This is a genomic window from Burkholderia diffusa, from assembly GCF_001718315.1.
GTDB lineage: Bacteria > Pseudomonadota > Gammaproteobacteria > Burkholderiales > Burkholderiaceae > Burkholderia > Burkholderia diffusa_B.
The window spans coordinates 295,154-319,420 of the sequence record NZ_CP013362.1; the positions used below are offsets into that span (position 1 = coordinate 295,154).

Annotated in this window: 25 protein-coding genes; all 25 read left to right on the forward strand. The window is 61.3% G+C overall.

The genetic code is table 11. The features are described 5' to 3' along the window. The first annotated feature begins 355 nt into the window (after window positions 1–355). A complete protein-coding gene (gene rpoB, locus WI26_RS01320) occupies window positions 356–4,462 on the forward strand; it encodes a DNA-directed RNA polymerase subunit beta (RefSeq protein WP_069225039.1) in 4,107 nt (1,368 codons plus the stop codon). 21 nt (window positions 4,463–4,483) lie between these two features. Continuing rightward, the gene (gene rpoC, locus WI26_RS01325) at window positions 4,484–8,725 is read left to right on the forward strand and encodes a DNA-directed RNA polymerase subunit beta' (RefSeq protein WP_059468478.1); all 4,242 of its coding nucleotides are present in this window, start codon (window positions 4,484–4,486) and stop codon (window positions 8,723–8,725) included. Between the two features lie 243 nt (window positions 8,726–8,968). Further along, window positions 8,969–10,816, forward strand: coding sequence for a DNA helicase RecQ (gene recQ / locus WI26_RS01330; protein ID WP_069226327.1), 1,848 nt, complete (start codon window positions 8,969–8,971; stop codon window positions 10,814–10,816). A 237-nt stretch (window positions 10,817–11,053) separates the two neighbouring features. After that, window positions 11,054–11,434 carry a 30S ribosomal protein S12 gene (rpsL, locus tag WI26_RS01335; RefSeq protein WP_006400662.1) on the forward strand — a complete coding sequence of 127 codons (381 nt, stop codon included), beginning with the start codon at window positions 11,054–11,056 and terminating at the stop codon, window positions 11,432–11,434. A gap of 172 nt (window positions 11,435–11,606) precedes the next feature. Continuing rightward, window positions 11,607–12,077, forward strand: a complete 471-nt coding sequence (gene rpsG / locus WI26_RS01340) for a 30S ribosomal protein S7 (RefSeq protein ID WP_034209730.1) — start codon at window positions 11,607–11,609, stop codon at window positions 12,075–12,077. 123 nt (window positions 12,078–12,200) lie between these two features. Further along, window positions 12,201–14,303, forward strand: coding sequence for an elongation factor G (gene fusA, locus WI26_RS01345; RefSeq protein WP_059448623.1), 2,103 nt, complete (start codon window positions 12,201–12,203; stop codon window positions 14,301–14,303). Between the two features lie 41 nt (window positions 14,304–14,344). Further along, window positions 14,345–15,535, forward strand: coding sequence for an elongation factor Tu (tuf, locus tag WI26_RS01350; protein ID WP_011882996.1), 1,191 nt, complete (start codon window positions 14,345–14,347; stop codon window positions 15,533–15,535). A gap of 286 nt (window positions 15,536–15,821) precedes the next feature. After that, window positions 15,822–16,133 carry a 30S ribosomal protein S10 gene (gene rpsJ / locus WI26_RS01355; RefSeq protein WP_004199280.1) on the forward strand — a complete coding sequence of 104 codons (312 nt, stop codon included), beginning with the start codon at window positions 15,822–15,824 and terminating at the stop codon, window positions 16,131–16,133. 178 nt (window positions 16,134–16,311) lie between these two features. Continuing rightward, window positions 16,312–16,962 carry a 50S ribosomal protein L3 gene (rplC, locus tag WI26_RS01360; RefSeq protein ID WP_006752926.1) on the forward strand — a complete coding sequence of 217 codons (651 nt, stop codon included), beginning with the start codon at window positions 16,312–16,314 and terminating at the stop codon, window positions 16,960–16,962. After that, entirely contained in the window at window positions 16,962–17,582 is a 621-nt protein-coding gene (gene rplD, locus WI26_RS01365; RefSeq protein WP_006477192.1) for a 50S ribosomal protein L4, read from the forward strand. Before rplC ends, rplD begins: the two co-directional genes overlap by 1 nt. Then, on the forward strand, window positions 17,579–17,893 hold the full coding sequence (rplW, locus tag WI26_RS01370) for a 50S ribosomal protein L23 (RefSeq protein ID WP_004199275.1): 315 nt from the start codon (window positions 17,579–17,581) through the stop codon (window positions 17,891–17,893). Before rplD ends, rplW begins: the two co-directional genes overlap by 4 nt. Window positions 17,894–17,895: 2 nt before the next feature. After that, window positions 17,896–18,723, forward strand: coding sequence for a 50S ribosomal protein L2 (rplB, locus tag WI26_RS01375; RefSeq protein ID WP_034209733.1), 828 nt, complete (start codon window positions 17,896–17,898; stop codon window positions 18,721–18,723). A 10-nt stretch (window positions 18,724–18,733) separates the two neighbouring features. After that, window positions 18,734–19,009 (forward strand): 30S ribosomal protein S19, encoded by a 276-nt coding sequence (rpsS, locus tag WI26_RS01380; protein WP_004199273.1) that lies wholly within the window; start codon window positions 18,734–18,736, stop codon window positions 19,007–19,009. A gap of 12 nt (window positions 19,010–19,021) precedes the next feature. Then, window positions 19,022–19,351 (forward strand): 50S ribosomal protein L22, encoded by a 330-nt coding sequence (gene rplV, locus WI26_RS01385; RefSeq protein ID WP_004199272.1) that lies wholly within the window; start codon window positions 19,022–19,024, stop codon window positions 19,349–19,351. An 11-nt stretch (window positions 19,352–19,362) separates the two neighbouring features. Then, complete coding sequence (gene rpsC, locus WI26_RS01390) at window positions 19,363–20,163, forward strand: 30S ribosomal protein S3 (protein ID WP_006482899.1); 801 nt, start codon at window positions 19,363–19,365, stop codon at window positions 20,161–20,163. A 2-nt stretch (window positions 20,164–20,165) separates the two neighbouring features. Further along, window positions 20,166–20,582 carry a 50S ribosomal protein L16 gene (gene rplP / locus WI26_RS01395; protein ID WP_059468475.1) on the forward strand — a complete coding sequence of 139 codons (417 nt, stop codon included), beginning with the start codon at window positions 20,166–20,168 and terminating at the stop codon, window positions 20,580–20,582. A 9-nt stretch (window positions 20,583–20,591) separates the two neighbouring features. Then, window positions 20,592–20,786: a 50S ribosomal protein L29 gene (gene rpmC, locus WI26_RS01400; protein ID WP_006400652.1), complete on the forward strand. Its 195-nt coding sequence runs from the start codon at window positions 20,592–20,594 to the stop codon at window positions 20,784–20,786. Beyond that, window positions 20,783–21,055: a 30S ribosomal protein S17 gene (gene rpsQ / locus WI26_RS01405; protein WP_006752928.1), complete on the forward strand. Its 273-nt coding sequence runs from the start codon at window positions 20,783–20,785 to the stop codon at window positions 21,053–21,055. Before rpmC ends, rpsQ begins: the two co-directional genes overlap by 4 nt. Before the next feature lie 309 nt (window positions 21,056–21,364). Continuing rightward, entirely contained in the window at window positions 21,365–21,733 is a 369-nt protein-coding gene (gene rplN / locus WI26_RS01410; protein ID WP_006752929.1) for a 50S ribosomal protein L14, read from the forward strand. A gap of 9 nt (window positions 21,734–21,742) precedes the next feature. Further along, window positions 21,743–22,051: a 50S ribosomal protein L24 gene (gene rplX, locus WI26_RS01415; RefSeq protein ID WP_006477187.1), complete on the forward strand. Its 309-nt coding sequence runs from the start codon at window positions 21,743–21,745 to the stop codon at window positions 22,049–22,051. A gap of 16 nt (window positions 22,052–22,067) precedes the next feature. Beyond that, entirely contained in the window at window positions 22,068–22,607 is a 540-nt protein-coding gene (gene rplE / locus WI26_RS01420) for a 50S ribosomal protein L5 (RefSeq protein WP_006482882.1), read from the forward strand. Between the two features lie 7 nt (window positions 22,608–22,614). Further along, the gene (gene rpsN, locus WI26_RS01425; RefSeq protein WP_006482884.1) at window positions 22,615–22,920 is read left to right on the forward strand and encodes a 30S ribosomal protein S14; all 306 of its coding nucleotides are present in this window, start codon (window positions 22,615–22,617) and stop codon (window positions 22,918–22,920) included. A gap of 14 nt (window positions 22,921–22,934) precedes the next feature. Next, a complete protein-coding gene (gene rpsH / locus WI26_RS01430) occupies window positions 22,935–23,330 on the forward strand; it encodes a 30S ribosomal protein S8 (protein WP_006477185.1) in 396 nt (131 codons plus the stop codon). Between the two features lie 18 nt (window positions 23,331–23,348). Then, entirely contained in the window at window positions 23,349–23,879 is a 531-nt protein-coding gene (gene rplF / locus WI26_RS01435; protein ID WP_006758786.1) for a 50S ribosomal protein L6, read from the forward strand. 12 nt (window positions 23,880–23,891) lie between these two features. Next, window positions 23,892–24,257: a 50S ribosomal protein L18 gene (gene rplR / locus WI26_RS01440; protein WP_006477183.1), complete on the forward strand. Its 366-nt coding sequence runs from the start codon at window positions 23,892–23,894 to the stop codon at window positions 24,255–24,257. Window positions 24,258–24,267: the final 10 nt, after the last annotated feature.

Genomic DNA, 24,267 nt, shown 5'->3' on the forward strand with positions numbered 1-24,267 from the left:
CTGGCGGTATTTTCACCGCCGGCCTTTTTGTGCTTTGTGGGGACGTTATTCTGGCACTCATTCGGGAGCCCGAATAGTCGGCCCCAGAGGCCAAAGAAAACCGCCGAATCGTAATCAATGGTCACGATTGGCGTTTCTCTTTGTCTTCTGAAGCGACTGCAGAAGGCAAGTTTGGTCGGGTAGCGGGCAACACAGGCATCCGCTGCCGTCAGCCAGCGGTTGGTAGCGGCCAACCACCAAGCTTCTCGGCTCGTTCAAGCCATCGGGCGGCCATCGGGTCTCAGTCGGTGAACACTCGGGTTCGAAACGTCCAGGTATCCCGCCTCGACAGCACCCGCCGTGATTCGGAGATCGTATGCAATATTCCTTCACCGAGAAGAAGCGCATTCGCAAGAGTTTCGCGAAGCGCCCCATCGTTCACCAAGTTCCGTTCTTGCTGGCCACCCAGCTTGAATCATTCAGCACGTTTCTGCAAGCTGATGTGCCTGGCACGCAACGCAAGCCTGAAGGTTTGCAAGCCGCATTCACATCGGTATTTCCCATTGTTTCGCACAACGGCTTCGCGCGCCTCGAGTTCGTGAGCTATGCGTTGTCCGCGCCGGCATTCAACATCAAGGAATGCCAGCAGCGTGGCCTGACGTACTGCTCCGCACTGCGCGCGAAGGTCCGCCTCGTCATCCTCGACAAGGAATCGCCGAACAAGCCGGTCGTCAAGGAAGTGAAGGAGCAGGAAGTGTACATGGGCGAAATTCCGCTCATGACGCCGACGGGCTCGTTCGTCATCAACGGCACCGAGCGTGTCATCGTCTCGCAGCTGCATCGTTCGCCGGGCGTGTTCTTCGAACACGACAAGGGCAAGACGCACAGCTCGGGCAAGCTGCTGTTCTCGGCACGGATCATTCCGTACCGCGGCTCGTGGCTCGACTTCGAATTCGATCCGAAGGACATCCTGTACTTCCGCGTCGACCGTCGCCGCAAGATGCCGGTCACGATCCTGCTGAAGGCCATCGGCCTCACGCCGGAACAGATCCTCGCGAACTTCTTCGTGTTCGACAACTTCACGCTGATGGACGAAGGCGCGCAACTCGAGTTCGTGCCCGAGCGCCTGCGTGGTGAAGTCGCGCGCTTCGACATCACGGATCGCGACGGCAAGGTCATCGTCCAGAAGGACAAGCGGATCAACGCGAAGCACATCCGCGACCTCGAAGCCGCGAAGACCAAGTACATCTCGGTGCCGGAAGACTATCTGCTCGGCCGCGTGCTGGCGAAGAACGTCGTCGACGGCGACACCGGCGAAGTGATCGCGACCGCGAACGACGAAGTCACGGAAAGCGTGCTCGAGAAGCTGCGCGAAGCGGGCATCAAGGACATCCAGACGCTCTACACGAACGATCTGGACCAGGGTCCGTACATCTCGTCGACGCTGCGTGTCGACGAAACGACCGACAAGACGGCCGCGCGCATCGCGATCTACCGCATGATGCGTCCGGGCGAACCGCCGACCGAAGAAGCGGTCGAGGCGCTGTTCAACCGTCTGTTCTACAGCGAAGAAGCGTACGACCTGTCGAAGGTCGGCCGCATGAAGTTCAACCGCCGCGTCGGCCGTGACGAGATCGTCGGCCCGATGACGCTGCAGGACGACGACATCCTCGCGACGATCAAGATCCTCGTCGAACTGCGCAACGGCAAGGGCGAAGTGGACGATATCGACCACCTCGGCAACCGCCGCGTGCGTTGCGTCGGCGAACTGGCGGAAAACCAGTTCCGCGCGGGTCTCGTGCGTGTCGAGCGCGCGGTCAAGGAACGCCTCGGCCAGGCCGAAAGCGAAAACCTGATGCCGCACGACCTGATCAACTCGAAGCCGATTTCGTCGGCGATCCGCGAGTTCTTCGGTTCGTCGCAGCTGTCGCAGTTCATGGACCAGACCAACCCGCTGTCGGAAATCACGCACAAGCGCCGTGTTTCCGCACTGGGCCCGGGCGGTCTGACGCGTGAACGCGCAGGCTTCGAAGTGCGTGACGTGCACCCGACCCACTATGGCCGCGTGTGCCCGATCGAAACGCCGGAAGGTCCGAACATCGGTCTGATCAACTCGCTCGCACTGTACGCGCACCTCAACGAGTACGGCTTCCTCGAGACGCCGTACCGCAAGGTCGTGGACAGCAAGGTGACCGACCAGATCGACTACCTGTCGGCGATCGAGGAAGGCCGCTACATGATCGCGCAGGCGAACGCCGCGATCGACGAGGACGGCACCCTGATCGACGAACTCGTGTCGTCGCGTGAAGCCGGCGAAACGATGATGGTCACGCCGGACCGCATCCAGTACATGGACGTCGCGCCGTCGCAGATCGTGTCGGTTGCAGCTTCGCTGATCCCGTTCCTCGAGCACGACGACGCGAACCGTGCACTGATGGGTTCGAACATGCAGCGTCAGGCCGTGCCGTGTCTGCGTCCGGAAAAGCCGGTCGTCGGTACGGGCATCGAGCGTACCTGCGCGGTCGACTCGGGCACGACGGTTCAGGCGTTCCGCGGCGGCGTCGTCGACTATGTCGACGCAGGCCGTATTGTGATTCGCGTGAACGACGACGAGGCGGTCGCAGGTGAAGTCGGTGTCGACATCTACAACCTGATCAAGTACACGCGTTCGAACCAGAACACGAACATCAACCAGCGTCCGATCGTGAAGATGGGCGACAAGGTCTCGCGCGGCGACGTGCTGGCCGACGGCGCCTCGACGGACCTGGGCGAGCTCGCGCTCGGCCAGAACATGCTGATCGCGTTCATGCCGTGGAACGGCTACAACTTCGAGGACTCGATCCTGATCTCGGAGAAGGTCGTGGCCGACGATCGCTACACGTCGATCCACATCGAGGAGCTGAACGTCGTTGCACGCGACACGAAGCTCGGGCCGGAAGAAATCACGCGCGACATCTCGAACCTGGCGGAAGTCCAGCTCGGCCGTCTCGACGAATCGGGCATCGTGTACATCGGTGCGGAAGTCGAAGCGGGCGACGTGCTGGTCGGCAAGGTCACGCCGAAGGGCGAGACCCAGCTGACGCCGGAAGAGAAGCTGCTGCGCGCGATCTTCGGCGAGAAGGCTTCGGACGTGAAGGACACGTCGCTGCGCGTGCCGTCGGGCATGAGCGGCACCGTGATCGACGTCCAGGTGTTCACGCGTGAAGGCATCCAGCGCGACAAGCGTGCGCAACAGATCATCGACGACGAACTGAAGCGCTACCGTCTCGATCTGAACGACCAGCTGCGCATCGTGGAAGGCGACGCGTTCCAGCGTCTGGCACGCATGCTCGTGGGCAAGGTCGCGAACGGCGGTCCGAAGAAGCTCGCGAAGGGTACGAAGATCGACCAGGCTTACCTGGAAGACCTCGACCACTACCACTGGTTCGACATCCGCCTTGCGGACGACGAAGCGGCGGCGTCGCTCGAAGCGATCAAGAATTCGATCGAAGAAAAGCGTCACCAGTTCGATCTGGCGTTCGAAGAGAAGCGCAAGAAGCTCACGCAAGGCGACGAACTGCCGCCGGGCGTGCTGAAGATGGTCAAGGTGTACCTCGCGGTGAAGCGCCGCCTGCAGCCTGGCGACAAGATGGCAGGCCGCCACGGTAACAAGGGTGTCGTGTCGAAGATCGTCCCGATCGAAGACATGCCGTACATGGCCGACGGCCGTCCGGCAGACGTCGTGCTGAACCCGCTCGGCGTGCCGTCGCGGATGAACGTGGGTCAGGTTCTGGAAGTGCACCTCGGCTGGGCCGCGAAGGGTCTCGGCTGGCGTATCGGCGAAATGCTGCAGCGTCAGGCGAAGATCGAGGAACTGCGCACCTTCCTGACGAAGATCTACAACGAGTCGGGCCGCCAGGAGGATCTGGAAAGCTTCACCGACGACGAGATCCTCGAACTCGCGAAGAACCTGCGCGAAGGCGTGCCGTTCGCGACGCCGGTGTTCGACGGTGCGACCGAGGAAGAAATGGGCAAGATGCTCGACCTCGCGTTCCCGGACGACATCGCGGAACAGCTCGGCATGAACCCGTCGAAGAACCAGGTCCGCCTGTACGACGGCCGCACGGGCGAGATGTTCGAACGTCGCGTGACGCTCGGCTACATGCACTACCTGAAGCTGCACCACTTGGTCGACGACAAGATGCACGCGCGTTCGACCGGCCCGTACTCGCTCGTCACGCAGCAGCCGCTGGGTGGTAAGGCGCAGTTCGGTGGCCAGCGTTTCGGTGAAATGGAAGTGTGGGCACTCGAAGCGTACGGCGCGTCCTACGTGCTGCAGGAAATGCTGACGGTGAAGTCGGACGACGTGACCGGCCGGACGAAGGTGTACGAAAACCTCGTCAAGGGCGATCACGTGATCGATGCAGGCATGCCGGAATCCTTCAACGTGCTCGTGAAGGAAATCCGCTCGCTCGGTATCGACATCGATCTCGACCGCAATTAATCGGACTACGGAGAGAAGGCAATGAAAGCTCTGCTCGATCTATTCAAGCAAGTCCAACAGGAAGAAGTTTTCGACGCGATCAAGATCGGTCTGGCCTCGCCGGACAAGATCCGTTCGTGGTCGTTCGGTGAAGTGAAGAAGCCGGAGACCATCAACTACCGTACGTTCAAGCCGGAACGCGATGGTCTGTTCTGCGCGAAGATCTTCGGGCCGATCAAGGACTACGAGTGCCTGTGCGGCAAGTACAAGCGTCTGAAGCACCGCGGCGTGATCTGCGAGAAGTGCGGCGTCGAAGTGACGCTGGCGAAGGTGCGTCGCGAACGTATGGGCCACATCGAGCTGGCCTCGCCGGTCGCGCACATCTGGTTCCTGAAGTCGCTGCCGTCGCGTCTGGGCATGGTGCTCGACATGACGCTGCGCGACATCGAACGCGTGCTGTACTTCGAGGCATACGTGGTGATCGAACCGGGCATGACGCCGCTGAAGGCGCGGCAGATCATGACCGAAGAGGATTACTACAACAAGGTCGAGGAATACGGCGACGAATTCCGTGCCGAGATGGGCGCGGAAGGCGTGCGTGAACTGCTGCGCGCGATCAACATCGACGAGCAGGTCGAGACGCTGCGCACCGAGCTGAAGAACACCGGCTCGGAAGCGAAGATCAAGAAGTACGCGAAGCGCCTGAAGGTCCTCGAGGCATTCCAGCGCTCGGGCATCAAGCCCGAGTGGATGATCCTCGAAGTGCTGCCGGTGCTGCCGCCGGAACTGCGTCCGCTCGTGCCGCTGGATGGCGGCCGTTTCGCGACGTCGGACCTGAACGACCTGTATCGCCGCGTGATCAACCGTAACAACCGGTTGAAGCGTCTGCTCGAGCTGAAGGCGCCTGAAATCATCGTCCGCAACGAAAAGCGGATGCTGCAGGAAGCCGTCGACTCGCTGCTCGACAACGGTCGTCGCGGCAAGGCGATGACGGGCGCGAACAAGCGTCCGCTGAAGTCGCTCGCCGACATGATCAAGGGCAAGGGCGGTCGTTTCCGTCAGAACCTGCTGGGCAAGCGCGTCGACTACTCGGGCCGTTCGGTCATCGTGGTCGGCCCGACGCTGAAGCTGCACCAGTGCGGTCTGCCGAAGCTGATGGCGCTGGAACTGTTCAAGCCGTTCATCTTCAACAAGCTGGAAGTGATGGGCGTCGCGACGACCATCAAGGCTGCGAAGAAGGAAGTCGAGAACCAGACGCCGGTGGTGTGGGACATCCTCGAAGAGGTGATCCGCGAGCACCCGGTGATGCTGAACCGTGCGCCGACGCTGCACCGTCTCGGTATTCAGGCGTTCGAGCCGGTCCTGATCGAAGGCAAGGCGATCCAGCTGCACCCGCTCGTCTGCGCGGCGTTCAACGCCGACTTCGACGGTGACCAGATGGCCGTTCACGTGCCGCTGTCGCTCGAAGCGCAGATGGAAGCGCGCACGCTGATGCTGGCGTCGAACAACGTGCTGTTCCCGGCCAACGGCGATCCGTCGATCGTGCCGTCGCAGGATATCGTGCTGGGTCTGTACTACGCGACCCGCGAAGCGATCAACGGCAAGGGCGAAGGCCTGTCGTTCACCGGCGTGTCGGAAGTGATCCGCGCGTACGAGAACAAGGAAGTCGAGCTGGCATCGCGCGTCAACGTTCGGATCACCGAAATGGTCCGCAACGAAGACACGTCGGAAGGCGCGCCGGAATTCGTGCCGAAGATCACGCTGTACGCGACGACCGTCGGTCGCGCGATCCTGTCGGAGATCCTGCCGCACGGCCTGCCGTTCTCGGTGCTGAACAAGCCGCTGAAGAAGAAGGAAATCTCGCGCCTGATCAACACCGCGTTCCGCAAGTGCGGTCTGCGTGCGACGGTCGTGTTTGCCGATCAGCTGATGCAGTCGGGTTTCCGTCTCGCGACGCGTGCCGGCATTTCGATCTGCGTGGACGACATGCTCGTGCCGCCGCAGAAGGAAACGATCGTCGGCGACGCCGCGAAGAAGGTGAAGGAGTACGACCGCCAGTACATGTCGGGTCTCGTCACCGCGCAGGAACGCTACAACAACGTGGTCGACATCTGGTCGGCAACGTCGGAAGCGGTCGGCAAGGCGATGATGGAGCAGCTGTCGACGGAGCCGGTGATCGACCGCGACGGCAACGAGACGCGCCAGGAGTCGTTCAACTCGATCTACATGATGGCCGACTCGGGCGCCCGGGGTTCGGCGGTGCAGATTCGTCAGCTGGCCGGTATGCGAGGCCTGATGGCGAAGCCGGACGGCTCGATTATCGAGACGCCGATTACCGCGAACTTCCGCGAAGGCCTGAACGTGTTGCAGTACTTCATCTCGACCCACGGTGCACGTAAGGGTCTGGCTGATACGGCACTGAAGACGGCAAACTCGGGTTACCTGACGCGTCGTCTGGTCGACGTCACGCAGGATCTGGTGGTGGTCGAGGACGATTGCGGCACGTCGAACGGCGTGGCGATGAAGGCGCTGGTCGAAGGCGGTGAAGTCGTCGAGGCACTGCGCGACCGTATCCTCGGCCGCGTCGCGGTCGCGGACGTCGTGAACCCGGAAACGCAGGAAACGCTGTACGAATCGGGCACGCTGCTCGACGAAACGGCGGTCGAGGAAATCGAACGCCTCGGCATCGACGAAGTGCGCGTGCGCACGCCGCTGACCTGCGAAACGCGTTACGGTCTGTGCGCGGCCTGCTACGGCCGTGACCTTGGCCGCGGCTCGCTCGTGAACGTCGGCGAAGCAGTCGGCGTGATCGCTGCACAGTCGATCGGTGAACCGGGCACGCAGCTGACGATGCGTACGTTCCACATCGGTGGTGCGGCATCGCGTGCGGCAGTGGCGTCGTCGGTTGAAGCGAAGAGCAACGGTATCGTGCGCTTCACGGCGACGATGCGTTACGTCACCAACGCGAAGGGCGAGCAGATCGTCATTTCGCGTTCGGGCGAGGCGCTGATCACCGACGACATCGGCCGCGAACGCGAACGTCACAAGATCCCGTACGGCGCGACGCTGCTGCAGCTCGACGGCGCGGCGATCAAGGCCGGCACGCAGCTGGCGACGTGGGATCCGATGACGCGTCCGATCATCACCGAGTACGGTGGTACGGTGAAGTTCGAGAACGTCGAGGAGGGCGTGACCGTCGCGAAGCAGATCGACGACGTGACCGGCCTGTCGACGCTGGTCGTGATCGACGTGAAGCGTCGCGGTTCGCAAGCTTCGAAGAGCGTGCGTCCGCAGGTGAAACTGCTCGACGCGAACGGCGACGAAGTGAAGATCCCGGGCACGGAACACGCAGTGCAGATCGGCTTCCAGGTCGGCGCACTGATCACCGTGAAGGACGGCCAGCAGGTGCAGGTGGGTGAAGTGCTCGCACGTATCCCGACCGAAGCGCAGAAGACGCGTGACATTACCGGCGGTCTGCCGCGGGTGGCGGAACTGTTCGAAGCGCGTTCGCCGAAGGATGCCGGCATTCTCGCGGAAGTCACCGGCACGACGTCGTTCGGCAAGGACACGAAGGGCAAGCAGCGTCTCGTCATCACGGACCTCGAAGGCAATCAGCACGAGTTCCTGATCGCGAAGGAAAAGCAGGTGCTGGTCCACGATGCTCAGGTCGTCAACAAGGGCGAAATGATCGTGGACGGCCCGGCCGATCCGCACGACATCCTGCGTCTGCAGGGTATCGAGGCGCTGTCGCGCTACATCGTCGACGAAGTGCAGGACGTGTATCGTCTGCAGGGCGTGAAGATCAACGACAAGCACATCGAGGTGATCGTTCGCCAGATGCTGCGTCGTGTGCAGATCACCGACAACGGTGATACGCGCTTCATCCCGGGCGAACAGGTCGAGCGTTCCGACATGCTGGACGAGAACGATCGCATGATCGCCGAGGGCAAGCGCCCGGCTTCGTACGACAACGTGCTCCTCGGTATCACGAAGGCGTCGCTGTCGACTGACTCGTTCATCTCGGCGGCATCGTTCCAGGAAACGACCCGCGTGCTGACCGAAGCGGCGATCATGGGCAAGCGCGACGATCTGCGCGGCCTGAAGGAAAACGTGATCGTCGGCCGCCTGATCCCGGCCGGTACGGGTCTCGCGTTCCACAAGGCACGCAAGGCGAAGGAGATGTCCGACCGCGAGCGTTTCGATCAGATCGCAGCGGAAGAGGCATTCGACTTCGGCACGCCGAGCGCGCCTGCGGAAGAGCCGCAACACCCGGCAGCCGAATAAGCGCGGGCGGCGCGAGCCGCCTCACGCTGCGTATTCGCTGTCATCGAAACCGCCCGGTTCGCCGGGCGGTTTTTTTTGTCCGTCGTTCACGTGCATGACGGGCTTGCCGCACGTTTGCGCAGGCCCGTCATGCGCGCGCACGAACCCTGTCCGATTGGCCAACGTTGCACGATTCGCCGCGCGCTGCGCGAGCGGGTTGTTAAAATCGCGGTCATCGTCCTGCCGTCCTCGTTCTCATCATTCATGTCCCGCGCCCTCGAAATCCTCGACGAAGTCTTTGGTTATTCCGCATTTCGCGGCCAGCAGGGCGAGATCGTCGAACACGTCGCCGGCGGCGGCGATTGCCTCGTGCTGATGCCGACGGGCGGCGGCAAATCGCTGTGCTACCAGATTCCGGCGCTGCTGCGCCGCGAAGCCGGCCAGGGCGCCGGCATCGTGGTGTCGCCGCTGATCGCGCTGATGCAGGACCAGGTCGCCGCGCTCAGCGAGGTCGGCGTGCGGGCGGCCTATCTGAACTCGACGCTGTCGGGCGCCGAGGCTGCGGCGACCGAGCGCGCGCTGCGCGAGGGCGAGATCGACCTGCTGTACGTCGCACCCGAGCGGCTGATGACTGGGCGCTTCCTCGAGCTGCTCGAGCGCGCGAAGATCGGGCTGTTCGCGATCGACGAGGCGCATTGCGTGTCGCAGTGGGGGCACGACTTCCGTCCCGAATACATCCAGCTGTCGGTGCTGCACGAGCGCTTCCCGTCGGTGCCGCGCATCGCGCTGACGGCCACCGCCGACGCGATCACGCGAGACGAGATCATCCATCGTCTCGCGCTCGACGACGCGCGAGTGTTCGTATCGAGCTTCGACCGGCCGAACATCCGTTACCGGATCGTCGAGAAGGACAACGCGCGCGCGCAGCTGCTCGACTTCATCCGCGCGGAGCACACGAACGCGGACGGCACGACCGACACGGGCGTTGTTTACTGCCTGTCGCGCCGCAAGGTCGAGGAAACGGCCGAATGGCTGAAGGCGCAGGGCGTGCGCGCGCTGCCGTACCACGCGGGGATGGAGTTCGAGGTGCGGCAGAAGCATCAGGAAATGTTCCAGCGCGAGGAAGGCATCGTGATGTGCGCGACCATCGCGTTCGGCATGGGCATCGACAAGCCCGACGTGCGCTTCGTCGCGCACCTCGATTTGCCGAAGAGCGTCGAAGGCTACTACCAGGAAACCGGCCGGGCGGGCCGCGACGGGATGCCGGCGAACGCGTGGATGGCGTATGGGCTCGGCGACGTCGTCCAGCAGCGCAAGATGATCGATGAATCCGATGCGGACGATGCGCACAAGCGCGTGCAGACGTCGAAGCTCGATGCGCTGCTCGGGCTGTGCGAGACGATCTCGTGCCGGCGTGTGCGGCTTCTGAACTACTTCGGCGAGGCGAGCCAGCCGTGCGGCAACTGCGACACGTGCCTCGAGCCGCCCGATTCATGGGACGCGACGCGCGAGGCGCAGATGGCGCTGTCGTGCGTATTCCGCGCGCAGCGCGCGAGTGGTTTCAATTTCGGCTCGAGCCATCTGATCGAAATCCTGCGCGGCGGCCGCACCGAGAAGGTGCTGCAGCGCGGCCACGACCAGCTCAGCACGTTCGGGATCGGCGCATCGCTGTCCGAGCCTGAATGGCGCGCGATATTCAGGCAACTCGTGGCGTACGGCTATCTGGCGGTCGACCATGGTGGCTTCGGCGCGCTGATGCTGACCGAGGCCGCGAAGCCGGTGCTGAAGAACGAGGAGAAGGTCACGCTGCGCCGCTACGTAAAGCCGCAGCGCACGCGCCAATCGTCGAGCCGCAGCGGTACGCGGGTCGACCCGACGGCCGGCATGGGCACCCGCGAGCGGGCACGCTGGGACGCGCTGCGCGCGTGGCGCGCGGAAACCGCGAAGTCCGACGGCGTGCCGGCCTACGTGATCTTCCACGACGCGACGCTGGCCGAAATCGCGCGCAACGCGCCGGAGACTATCGACGATCTGCGCCATATCCCCGGCATGGGTGTGCGCAAGCTCGAACGCTTCGGCGACGAGATCATCGACGTCGTCGAATCGGCATGACACAGGGGTTCGGACCCTTCCGGTAAATCCCCCGCACGGCCGGCAGATCACGCAAGCCGTTGACTTAGTTGGCATTTCCGGAATATCATGCTGGGTTCCGGTATTCGGTGGGCCGAGTCGCGTCGAAGATTGTTCGCAGGTTCGTGTCCGTATCGCCGGTTCGGAAGTCAACTGTGCGTCGATTCTCGCTTTGCCCGAAATCGGTGTGCAGATTTTGTTCAATTTCAGGAATAAACAATGCCAACCATCAACCAACTGGTTCGCAAAGGCCGTCAGTCGGAAACGACGAAGAGCAAGAGCCCGGCCCTGCAGGACTGCCCCCAGCGTCGCGGCGTGTGCACCCGTGTGTACACGACGACGCCGAAGAAGCCGAACTCGGCACTCCGTAAGGTTGCCAAGGTTCGTCTGACGAACGGCTTCGAAGTGATTTCGTACATCGGCGGTGAAGGCCACAACCTGCAGGAACACTCGGTTGTGCTGATCCGCGGCGGCCGTGTGAAGGACTTGCCGGGTGTGCGTTACCACATGGTTCGCGGCTCGCTGGATACCCAGGGCGTCAAGGACCGTAAGCAAGCGCGCTCGAAGTACGGCGCGAAGCGTGCAAAGGCTGCCAAGTAAGCAGTTTTTGACCAGGGATCGCCGCAGGGCGGTCAAGGCGGGAGTACCGGATTGCCGGTGCTGTCGAGTAAGTGGTCACCCGGCCAAGCTGGTTAGTCGTGAAGATGTGATCGGGTTTGTTGGTGACCGTGGGGCTGGATGCAGCTCCAACTGAACAGGTAAAGGAAGAATCATGCCGCGTCGTCGCGAAGTCCCCAAGCGGGAAGTGTTGCCGGATCCGAAGTTCGGCAACGTTGATGTAGCCAAGTTCATGAACATGCTGATGCTGTCCGGCAAGAAGTCGGTCGCAGAGCGCATCGTTTATGGCGCATTCGAACAAATCCAGACCAAGGGTGGCAAGGACCCGCTGGAAGTGTTCACCGTTGCGCTCAACAACGTGAAGCCGGTGGTCGAAGTGAAGAGCCGTCGCGTTGGTGGTGCCAACTATCAGGTTCCGGTCGAAGTGCGCCCGTCGCGTCGTATGGCATTGGCGATGCGCTGGCTGCGTGAGGCTGCGAAGAAGCGCAGCGAGAAGTCGATGGCTCTGCGTCTGGCAGGCGAACTCACCGAAGCGGCCGAAGGCCGTGGCGGCGCGATGAAGAAGCGCGATGAAGTTCACCGCATGGCAGAAGCCAACCGCGCGTTCTCGCATTTCCGCTTCTAAGCGCCTGGCTGGGCTGTTTGCGGAAATAAATTCCGGGCGGGTGCGCTATTCAGGCGCCTCGCCCGTTTGTGTTGAAGCGCGATGCAGCAGGGCTGCATCGTGTCATCCCCGTAGAGGATCAAAGTGGCTCGCAAGACTCCTATCGAGCGCTACCGCAATATCGGTATTAGCGCTCACATCGACGCCGGCAAGACGACGACGACCGAGCGCATTCTGTTTTACACCGGTGTGAACCACAAGATCGGTGAAGTCCACGACGGCGCAGCAACGATGGACTGGATGGAGCAGGAACAAGAGCGTGGCATCACGATCACGTCCGCTGCTACCACGGCCTTCTGGAAGGGCATGGGCGGCAACTATCCGGAACACCGCATCAACATCATCGACACCCCGGGCCACGTCGACTTCACGATCGAAGTGGAGCGTTCGATGCGCGTGCTCGACGGCGCGTGCATGGTGTACTGCGCAGTGGGCGGCGTGCAGCCGCAGTCGGAAACGGTGTGGCGCCAGGCCAACAAGTACAAGGTGCCCCGTCTCGCGTTCGTCAACAAGATGGACCGTACCGGCGCGAACTTCTTCAAGGTCTACGACCAGCTCCGCCTGCGCCTGAAGGCGAACCCGGTTCCGGTCGTGGTGCCGATCGGCTCGGAAGAAAACTTCAAGGGCGTGGTCGACCTGATCAAGATGAAGGCGATCATTTGGGACGAAGCGTCGCAAGGCACGAAGTTCGACTACGTCGACATCCCGGCCGAGCTCGCGGACACCTGCAAGGAATGGCGCGAAAAGATGGTCGAAGCGGCTGCTGAAGCCAGCGAAGACCTGATGAACAAGTACCTGGAAGAAGGCGATCTGCCGGAAGCCGACATCGTCAAGGCGCTGCGCGACCGTACGATCGCGTGCGAAATCCAGCCGATGCTGTGCGGTACCGCGTTCAAGAACAAGGGCGTGCAGCGCATGCTCGACGCCGTGATCGACTTCCTGCCGTCGCCGGTCGACATCCCGCCGGTCAAGGGCGAGCTCGAAGATGGCGCGGAAGCCGAGCGCAAGGCGTCGGACGACGAGAAGTTCTCGTCGCTCGCGTTCAAGATCATGACCGACCCGTTCGTCGGTCAGCTGATCTTCTTCCGTGTGTACTCGGGCGTCGTGAACTCGGGCGACACGCTGCTGAACTCGACCAAGGGCAAGAAGGAACGCCTCGGCCGTATTCTGCAGATGCACGCGAACCAGCGTGAAGAAATCAAGGAAGTTCGCGCAGGCGACATCGCTGCTGCGGTCGGCCTGAAGGAAGCGACCACGGGCGACACGCTGTGCGATCCGGCACACCCGATCGTGCTCGAGCGCATGGTGTTCCCGGAGCCGGTGATCTCGCAGGCCGTCGAGCCGAAGACCAAGGCTGACCAGGAAAAGATGGGCCTCGCGCTGAACCGCCTGGCGCAGGAAGATCCGTCGTTCCGCGTGCAGACCGACGAAGAGTCGGGCCAGACCATCATCTCGGGCATGGGCGAGCTCCACCTCGAAATTCTGGTCGACCGGATGAAGCGTGAATTCGGCGTGGAAGCAACCGTCGGCAAGCCGCAGGTTGCGTACCGCGAAACGATCCGTTCGACGGCGAAGGACGTCGACGGCAAGTTCGTCAAGCAGTCGGGTGGTCGCGGCCAGTACGGTCACGCGGTCATCACGCTCGAGCCGAACGAACAGGGCAAGGGCTACGAGTTCTTCGACGAGATCAAGGGTGGTGTGATTCCGCGTGAATACATCCCGGCGGTCGACAAGGGTATCCAGGACACGCTGAAGTCGGGCGTGCTCGCGGGCTTCCCGGTCGTCGACGTGAAGGTTCACCTGACGTTCGGTTCGTACCACGACGTTGACTCGAACGAAAACGCGTTCCGCATGGCCGGTTCGATGGCGTTCAAGGAAGCGATGCGCAAGGCGAACCCGGTCGTCCTCGAGCCGATGATGGCTGTTGAAGTCGAGACGCCGGAAGACTACATGGGCAACGTGATGGGCGACCTGTCGGGCCGTCGCGGCATCGTCCAGGGCATGGAAGACATGGTTGGCGGCGGCAAGATCGTTCGCGCCGAAGTGCCGCTGTCGGAAATGTTCGGTTACTCGACGTCGCTGCGTTCGCTGACGCAAGGTCGTGCAACGTACACGATGGAGTTCAAGCACTACGCTGAAGCTCCGCGCAACGTTGCTGAAGCGATCATCAGCGCGAAGTCGAAGTAAATCTGTAGCTACCAACCGATATTTTTTGAAAGAAGAGAATCATGGCAAAAGAAAAGTTTGAGCGGACCAAGCCGCACGTCAACGTTGGTACGATTGGTCACGTTGACCACGGCAAGACGACGCTGACGGCAGCGATCACGACGGTTCTGACGAAGAAGTTCGGCGGCGAAGCGAAGGCCTACGACCAGATCGACGCGGCACCGGAAGAAAAGGCGCGCGGCATCACGATCAACACGGCACACGTCGAGTACGAAACGGCAAACCGCCACTACGCACACGTCGACTGCCCGGGCCACGCTGACTATGTGAAGAACATGATCACGGGCGCGGCGCAGATGGACGGCGCGATCCTGGTTTGCTCGGCAGCAGACGGCCCGATGCCGCAAACGCGTGAGCACATTCTGCTGGCGCGTCAGGTTGGCGTTCCGTACATCATCGTGTTCCTGAACAAGTGCGACATGGTGGACGACGCAGAACTGCTCGAGCTGGTCGAGATGGAAGTTCGCGAACTGCTGTCGAAGTACGACTTCCCGGGCGACGACACGCCGATCGTGAAGGGTTCGGCCAAGCTGGCGCTGGAAGGCGACACGGGCGAGCTGGGCGAAGTGGCGATCATGAACCTGGCAGACGCACTGGACACGTACATCCCGACGCCGGAGCGTGCGGTTGACGGCGCGTTCCTGATGCCGGTGGAAGACGTGTTCTCGATCTCGGGCCGTGGTACGGTGGTGACGGGTCGTGTCGAGCGTGGCATCGTGAAGGTCGGCGAGGAAATCGAAATCGTCGGTATCAAGCCGACGGTGAAGACGACCTGCACGGGCGTTGAAATGTTCCGCAAGCTGCTGGACCAAGGTCAGGCAGGCGACAACGTCGGTATCCTGCTGCGCGGCACGAAGCGTGAAGACGTGGAGCGTGGCCAGGTTCTGGCGAAGCCGGGTTCGATCACGCCGCACACGCACTTCACGGCTGAAGTGTACGTGCTGAGCAAGGACGAAGGCGGTCGTCACACGCCGTTCTTCAACAACTACCGTCCGCAGTTCTACTTCCGTACGACGGACGTGACGGGCTCGATCGAGCTGCCGAAGGACAAGGAAATGGTGATGCCGGGCGACAACGTGTCGATCACGGTGAAGCTGATCGCTCCGATCGCGATGGAAGAAGGTCTGCGCTTCGCAATCCGCGAAGGCGGCCGTACCGTCGGCGCCGGCGTCGTCGCCAAGATCATCGAGTAAGATCGACGATCCGCGGACTCCTCCGGAGTCCGCGATTCCACGGTAGGCAGTCGTACCGTCGAAACCGGGTGTCCAGTTTGATCTGGCACCCGGTTTTGTATTTGTGGCGTGCGCGTTGCTGCATTGACAAACGCACGCCACCACTTTGATTTTTCGTGTAGAATCGCGGGCTTAGCAGTGGAAGTGCCGTTCGGAATCTGGCGCCTCGCTCCCCGCAGGCAACAGGTTTCGCGTTCTTTTAGTGTCCGGCGATGCAACATCGCCTCGCTCTTTTCAAGGAATCGTCATGCAGCAACAGAAAATCCGCATTCGCCTGAAGGCTTTCGACTATCGTCTGATCGATCAATCGGCTGCCGAAATCGTCGATACCGCGAAGCGGACTGGCGCAATCGTCCGTGGCCCGGTGCCGCTGCCGACGCGCATTCAGCGTTTTGACATCCTGCGTTCGCCGCACGTCAACAAGACGTCGCGCGATCAGCTCGAAATCCGTACCCACCAGCGCCTGATGGACATCGTCGATCCGACCGACAAGACGGTTGACGCGCTGATGAAGCTCGACTTGCCGGCTGGCGTCGACGTGGAAATCAAGCTGCAGTAAGGGTTTCGGCGCCACCCGGCGTGCTGGGTGGTGCTAAGTCTTTGTATTGCTTGCGGAAATCGAGAAGTCGGGCTATACTGCTTGGCTTTTCGCGTATTCGCGTAAAAAAGTTGGGCCTTGCGTGCCCGGCATTTTGTAAATCAGCCCCGACCAATCGCAGTCGGGAATGGAGAAAATGATGAGCCTTGGACTCGTAGGTCGCAAGGTTGGCATGACCCGTATCTTCACGGCTGAAGGGGATTCGATTCCCGTCACCGTGCTGGACGTGTCGGACAACCGCGTGACGCAGATCAAGACTGTTGAAACCGACGGCTACACGGCCGTGCAGGTTGCATTCGGCTCCCGCCGCGCATCGCGCGTGACGAAGCCGCTGGCAGGTCATCTCGCCAAAGCCGGCGTCGAAGCCGGTGAAATCCTCAAGGAATTCCGCATCGATGCGGCCAAGGCAGCTGAGCTGTCGAATGGCGCCGTGGTCGGTGCTGATCTTTTCGAAGTGGGCCAGAAGGTCGACGTGCAAGGCGTGTCGATCGGTAAGGGCTACGCTGGTACGATCAAGCGTTACAACTTCTCCTCCGGCCGTGCCACCCACGGTAACTCGCGCTCGCACAATGTGCCGGGCTCGATCGGTATGGCGCAGGATCCGGGTCGCGTTTTCCCGGGTAAGCGCATGACGGGTCACCTCGGTGACGTTACGGTGACGGTGCAGAACCTCGAAATCGCTCGTATCGACGCAGAGCGCAAGCTGCTGCTCGTCAAGGGTGCGATTCCGGGCGCGAAGGGCGGCAAGGTTTTCGTGACGCCGGCCGTCAAGACCAAGGGGGCGAAATAATGGAACTCAAGCTCCTGAACGAAAATGGTCAGGAAGGTGCAGTGGTCAACGCGTCGGACGTCGTGTTCGGTCGTGACTACAACGAAGCGCTGATCCATCAGGTCGTCGTCGCGTACCAGGCGAATGCTCGCCAGGGTAACCGCGCACAGAAGGACCGCGAGCAAGTCAAGCACACCACCAAGAAGCCGTGGCGTCAGAAGGGTACGGGCCGCGCTCGTGCCGGTATGTCGTCGAGCCCGCTGTGGCGTGGCGGTGGTCGCATCTTCCCGAACTCGCCGGAAGAAAACTTCTCGCACAAGGTCAACAAGAAGATGCATCGCGCAGGTCTCTGCTCGATCTTCTCGCAGCTGGCCCGTGAAGGCCGTCTGTCGGTCGTCGAGGACATCATCCTCGAAGCGCCGAAGACCAAGCTGCTGGCTGACAAATTCAAGACCATGGGTCTCGATTCCGTGCTGATCATTACGGACACGGTCGACGAGAACCTGTACCTGGCTTCGCGCAACCTGCCGCACGTGGCGATTGTCGAGCCGCGCTACGCTGACCCGCTGTCGCTGATCTACTTCAAGAAAGTGCTGGTCACGAAGGCTGCGGTCGCCCAGATCGAGGAGTTGCTGTCATGAGCGAGATTCGCAAGAACGATCATCGTTTGATGCAGGTCCTGCTCGCACCGGTGATTTCCGAAAAGGCGACGCTGGTTGCCGACAAGAACGAGCAAGTCGTGTTCGAAGTCGCACCGGATGCCACGAAGCAGGAAGTGAAGGCGGCTGTCGAGCTGCTGTTCAAGGTTGAAGTTGATTCGGTCAACGTGCTGGTTCAGAAGGGCAAGCAAAAGCGCTTCGGCCGTTCGATGGGCCGCCGCAAGGACGTGAAGAAGGCGTACGTTTGCCTGAAGCCCGGCCAGGAAATCAACTTTGAAGCGGAGGCCAAGTAATCATGGCAATCGTGAAAGTTAAACCGACTTCGCCGGGTCGCCGCGCGATGGTCAAGGTGGTCAACAAGAATCTGCATCAGGGCAAGCCGTACGCGGCGCTGCTCGACTCGCAGAGCTCGACCGCCGGCCGTAACAACAACGGCCGCATCACCACCCGTCACAAGGGTGGTGGTCACAAGCAGCACTATCGTATCGTCGATTTCCGTCGCACGAAGGATGGCATCCCGGCAAAGGTCGAGCGTCTCGAGTACGACCCGAACCGCAGCGCGAACATCGCGCTGGTGCTCTACGCAGACGGCGAGCGTCGCTACATCATCGCCCCGAAGGGCCTGACCGTCGGCCAACAGCTGATGTCGGGTTCGGAAGCGCCGATCCGTGCAGGCAACACGCTGCCGATCCGCAACATTCCGGTCGGTACGACGATCCACTGCATCGAGATGCTGCCGGGCAAGGGCGCGCAAATGGCGCGTTCGGCTGGCACGTCGGCCATGCTGCTGGCACGTGAAGGCGTCTACGCGCAGGTTCGTCTGCGTTCGGGCGAAATCCGCCGCGTGCACATCGAGTGCCGTGCAACGATCGGTGAAGTTGGCAACGAAGAGCACAGCCTGCGCCAGATCGGCAAGGCTGGCGCGAACCGCTGGCGCGGTATCCGCCCGACGGTGCGTGGCGTTGCAATGAACCCGGTTGATCACCCGCACGGTGGTGGTGAGGGCAAGACGGCTGCAGGTCGCGACCCGGTGAGCCCGTGGGGTACGCCGGCTAAGGGTTACCGCACCCGCAGCAACAAGCGCACGACGACGATGATCGTCCAGCGCCGTCACAAGCGTTAAGGAGTAGGCAATGGCACGTTCTGTAAAAAAAGGTCCGTTCTGCGACGCCCATTTGCTGAAGAAAGTTGAGGCGGCTGCAGCTTCGCGCGACAAAAAGCCGATCAAGACCTGGTCGCGTCGCTCGACGATTCTGCCGGATTTCATCGGCCTGACGATCGCTGTTCACAACGGCCGTCAACACGTTCCGGTGTACATCTCGGAAAACATGGTCGGCCACAAGCTTGGCGAGTTCGCACTGACCCGTACGTTCAAGGGTCACGCGGCCGACAAGAAGGCCAAGAAATAAGGGGCAATCAAGATGGAAGTGAAAGCAATTCATCGCGGTGCCCGCATCTCGGCGCAAAAAACGCGCCTTGTGGCTGACCAGATCCGCGGTTTGCCGGTCGACAAGGCGCTGAACGTTCTGACGTTCTCGCCGAAGAAGGCGGCTGGCATCGTGAAGAAGGTTGTGCTGTCGGCAATCGCGAATGCGGAGCACAACGAAGGCGCTGATATCGACGAGCTCAAGATCAAGAGCATCTACGTCGACAAGGCTGCATCGCTCAAGCGTTTTACCGCGCGCGCCAAGGGCCGCGGTAACCGCATCGAGAAGCAATCCTGTCACATCACTGTGACGGTCGGGAATTAAGGAGCCATACGATGGGACAGAAAATTCATCCGACTGGCTTCCGCCTGGCTGTCAGCCGCAATTGGGCTTCGCGTTGGTACGCGAACAACAACAATTTCGCGGCGATGCTGCAGGAAGACATCGGTGTTCGTGAATACCTGAAGAAGAAGCTGAAGAACGCTTCGGTCGGTCGGGTCGTCATCGAGCGTCCGGCAAAGAACGCGCGCATCACGATTTACAGCTCGCGTCCGGGCGTCGTCATCGGCAAGAAGGGCGAGGATATCGAACAGCTGAAGACGGAGCTGCAACGCCGCATGGGCGTGCCGGTTCACGTCAACATCGAAGAAATCCGCAAGCCGGAAACCGATGCGCAACTGATCGCTGACTCGATCACGCAACAGCTCGAGCGCCGGATCATGTTCCGCCGCGCGATGAAGCGTGCGATGCAGAACGCGATGCGTCTGGGTGCCCAAGGCATCAAGATCATGAGCGCGGGCCGTCTGAACGGTATCGAAATCGCACGTACGGAGTGGTATCGCGAAGGTCGCGTGCCCCTTCACACGCTGCGTGCCGACATCGACTACGCAACCTCGGAAGCGAAGACGACCTACGGGATCATCGGTGTCAAGGTGTGGGTGTACAAGGGCGACACGCTCGGCCGCAATGACGCGCCGGTGGTCGAAGAAGTAGCCGAAGACAAGCGTCCGCGTCGCAATGCGCGTCCGGGCGACCGTCGTCCGCGCCGTGACGGCGAAGGCGGCGCTCCGGGTGCTCGTCGTGGCGCACCGCGCCGTGGCGCCGGCAAGCCGGAAGACGGCAAGACTGGAGAATAACGATGCTGCAACCGAAACGCAGGAAGTATCGCAAAGAGCAGAAGGGTCGTAACACCGGCAAGGCGACGCGCGGCAACGCCGTGTCGTTCGGTGAATTCGGCCTGAAGGCGATCGGTCGCGGTCGTTTGACCGCACGTCAAATTGAAGCGGCGCGTCGTGCAATGACGCGTCACATCAAGCGTGGCGGCCGCATCTGGATCCGGATCTTCCCGGACAAGCCGATTTCGCAAAAGCCGGCAGAAGTGCGTATGGGTAACGGTAAGGGTAACCCGGAGTACTACGTCGCCGAAATCCAGCCGGGCAAGATGCTCTATGAAATGGACGGCGTAACCGAAGAACTGGCACGCGAAGCGTTCCGTCTGGCTGCAGCGAAGCTGCCGCTGAAGACGACGTTCATCGTGCGCCAGCTCGGCGCCTAAGGAGAAAACATGAAGGCTTCCGAACTTCTCCAGAAAGACCAGGCCGCGCTCAACAAGGAGCTGGCGGACCTGCTGAAGGCGCAATTCGGCCTGCGCATGCAACTCGCGACCCAGCAGCTCACGAACACGAGCCAGCTGAAGAAGGTTCGTCGCGACATCGCACGTGTGCGGACCGTCATGACTCAGAAGGCGAACCAGAAATGAACGATAGCGTGAAAACCTCGCTGAAGCGGACGCTGGTCGGTCGGGTCGTCAGCAACAAGATGGACAAGACCGTCACCGTGCTGATCGAGCACCGCGTCAAGCACCCGATCTACGGCAAGTATGTCGTGCGCTCGAAGAAGTACCACGCGCATGATGAAGCGAACACCTGCAACGAAGGCGATCTCGTCGAAATCCAGGAAACCCGTCCTGTTTCGAAGACGAAGGCCTGGACGGTGTCGCGCCTCGTCGAAGCAGCTCGCGTCATCTAAGCGGGCAGAGCAGTAGGCAGTAACAGGCGCTTCACCACGAAGTGCTTGAAATCGCAAAGTTTTTGCTTGCGTGACCGGGATTATTTGTTATAATCCCGGTCTTCCCTCTTTATGGGAGCCCCGTCGCGGGCGAAGTTGGTGGGGGAAGCGGACTGGCGCCAGCCTGTCCGAAAGATTCACCGAATTGCGATGGCGGGTTTCGTTTGCCGTCGCTGCTGTTCCAACCCAAGCAGCCGATTGGCTGACGGGACCAAGACTGACCGAATGCATCATGGTGGTGCATCCGGATTAAGTTGGGAAAGACAAACCATGATCCAGACCGAATCTCGGCTCGAAGTAGCCGACAACACGGGTGCGCGTGAAGTCATGTGCATCAAGGTGCTCGGCGGCTCGAAGCGTCGTTATGCCGGCATTGGCGACATCATCAAGGTGACCGTCAAAGAAGCAACGCCGCGCGGGCGCGTGAAGAAAGGCGAAATCTACAACGCCGTGGTGGTCCGCACCGCCAAGGGTGTTCGCCGTCAAGACGGCTCGCTGATCAAGTTCGACGGCAACGCCGCTGTGCTTTTGAATAACAAGCTTGAGCCGATCGGCACCCGTATCTTCGGGCCGGTGACGCGTGAGCTGCGTAGCGAACGATTCATGAAGATCGTTTCGCTGGCGCCGGAAGTGCTGTAAGGAGTCGCGATGAACAAGATTCGCAAAGGTGACGAAGTTATCGTCGTCACTGGCAAGGACAAGGGCAAGCGCGGCGTCGTGCTGGCTGTCGGTGCAGAACATGTGACGGTTGAAGGTATCAACCTCGTCAAGAAGCATGTGAAGCCGAACCCGATGAAGGGTACGACGGGCGGCGTGGAAGCGAAGACGATGCCCCTGCATATTTCGAACGTCGCACTGGTCGACGCGAATGGCAAGGCGTCGCGTGTTGGCATCAAGGTCGAGGAAGGCAAGAAGGTTCGCTTCCTGAAGACGACCGGTGCCGTACTGAGCGCCTGACGCAGCGGAGTAAAAAATGGCTCGTTTTCAAGAGTTTTACAAAGAAAAGGTTGTGCCCGGCCTGATCGAGAAGTTCGGTTACAAGTCGGTCATGGAAGTGCCGCGCATCACCAAGATCACGCTGAACATGGGTCTTGGCGAAGCGATCGCTGACAAGAAGATCATCGAGAACGCCGTTGGCGACCTCACGAAGATCGCTGGTCAGAAGCCGGTCGTCACGAAGGCGCGCAAGGCAATCGCAGGCTTCAAGATCCGCCAGGGCTACCCGATCGGCGCGATGGTGACGCTGCGTGGCCGTGCGATGTACGAATTCCTCGACCGTTTCGTGACCGTTGCCCTGCCCCGCGTGCGTGACTTCCGCGGTGTGTCGGGCCGTGCTTTCGATGGCCGCGGCAACTACAACATCGGTGTGAAAGAGCAGATCATTTTCCCCGAAATCGACTACGACAAGATCGACGCACTGCGTGGGCTGAACATCAGCATCACGACGACTGCGAAGACCGACGACGAAGCAAAGGCTCTGCTCGCCAGCTTCAAGTTCCCGTTCAGAAACTGAGGTTACCGTGGCTAAACTGGCACTGATCGAACGTGAAAAGAAGCGCGCCCGCCTGGTCGCGAAGTTCGCAGCAAAGCGCGAAGCGCTGAAGGCGATCGTCGAAGACCAAAGCAAGTCGGAAGAAGAGCGCTACGAAGCACGCCTTGAGCTGCAGCAACTGCCCCGCAACGCAAACCCGACCCGCCAGCGTAACCGCTGCGCGATCACGGGCCGTCCGCGTGGCACGTTCCGTAAATTCGGCCTCGCGCGTAACAAGATTCGTGAAATCGCATTCCGTGGCGAGATTCCTGGCCTGACCAAGGCGAGCTGGTAATAGGAGAAACGTAAATGAGCATGAGTGATCCTATCGCCGATATGCTGACTCGCATCCGCAACGCGCAGATGGTCGAGAAGGTATCGGTCGCGATGCCCTCGTCGAAGGTCAAGGTTGCAATCGCGCAAGTCCTCAAGGACGAAGGTTATATCGACGATTTCGCCGTCAAGGCGGAAGGTGCGAAGTCCGAACTGAATATCGCGCTGAAGTACTACGCAGGTCGCCCGGTCATCGAACGCCTCGAGCGCGTGTCGAAGCCTGGTCTGCGCGTGTACCGCGGCCGTAACGACATTCCGCAGGTCATGAACGGCCTGGGCGTGGCAATCGTGTCGACGCCGAAGGGCGTGATGACCGACCGCAAGGCGCGCGCTACCGGCGTCGGCGGCGAAGTCATCTGCTACGTCGCTTAAAGCCGAGGAGAGAGAAACATGTCTCGAGTAGGTAAGAGCCCGATCGCGCTGCAAGGCGCGGAAGTCAAGCTGGCCGACGGTGCGATCACCGTCAAGGGCCCGCTGGGCACCATCACGCAAGCGATCAATCCGCTCGTGAACGTGGCGAACAACGACGGCACGCTGAATCTGTCGCCGGTCGACGAAAGCCGCGAAGCAAACGCACTGTCGGGCACGATGCGCGCGATCATCGCGAATGCCGTGCACGGCGTGACCAAGGGTTTCGAGCGCAAGCTGACGCTGGTTGGCGTCGGTTATCGTGCGCAAGCGCAAGGCGACAAGCTGAACCTGTCGCTGGGTTTCTCGCACCCGGTGGTGCACCAGATGCCGGAAGGCGTCAAGGCTGAAACCCCGACGCAAACCGAAATCGTGATCAAGGGGATCAACAAGCAACAAGTCGGTCAAGTGGCTGCGGAAGTCCGCGGTTACCGTCCGCCGGAGCCGTACAAGGGCAAGGGCGTGCGCTATTCCGACGAGGTTGTGATCCTCAAAGAAACGAAGAAGAAGTAAGGGTGCGCAATCATGGATAAGACTCAATCTCGCCTGCGCCGCGCTCGCCAGACGCGTATCAAGATCGCTGAGCTGCAGGTCGCGCGTCTCGCCGTGCATCGCACGAACACGCACATCTACGCTCAAGTGTTCTCGCCGTGCGGCACCAAGGTGCTCGCCAGCGCGTCGACGCTCGAAGCAGAAGTGCGCGCTGAACTGGCCGACAAGTCGGGCAAGGGCGGCAACGTTAATGCCGCGACGCTGATCGGCAAGCGTATTGCCGAGAAGGCAAAGGCTGCCGGCATCGAATCCGTCGCCTTCGACCGCTCGGGCTTCCGCTACCATGGCCGCGTCAAGGCGCTGGCTGAGGCAGCTCGCGAAGCTGGGCTCAAGTTCTAAGGAAGGAATT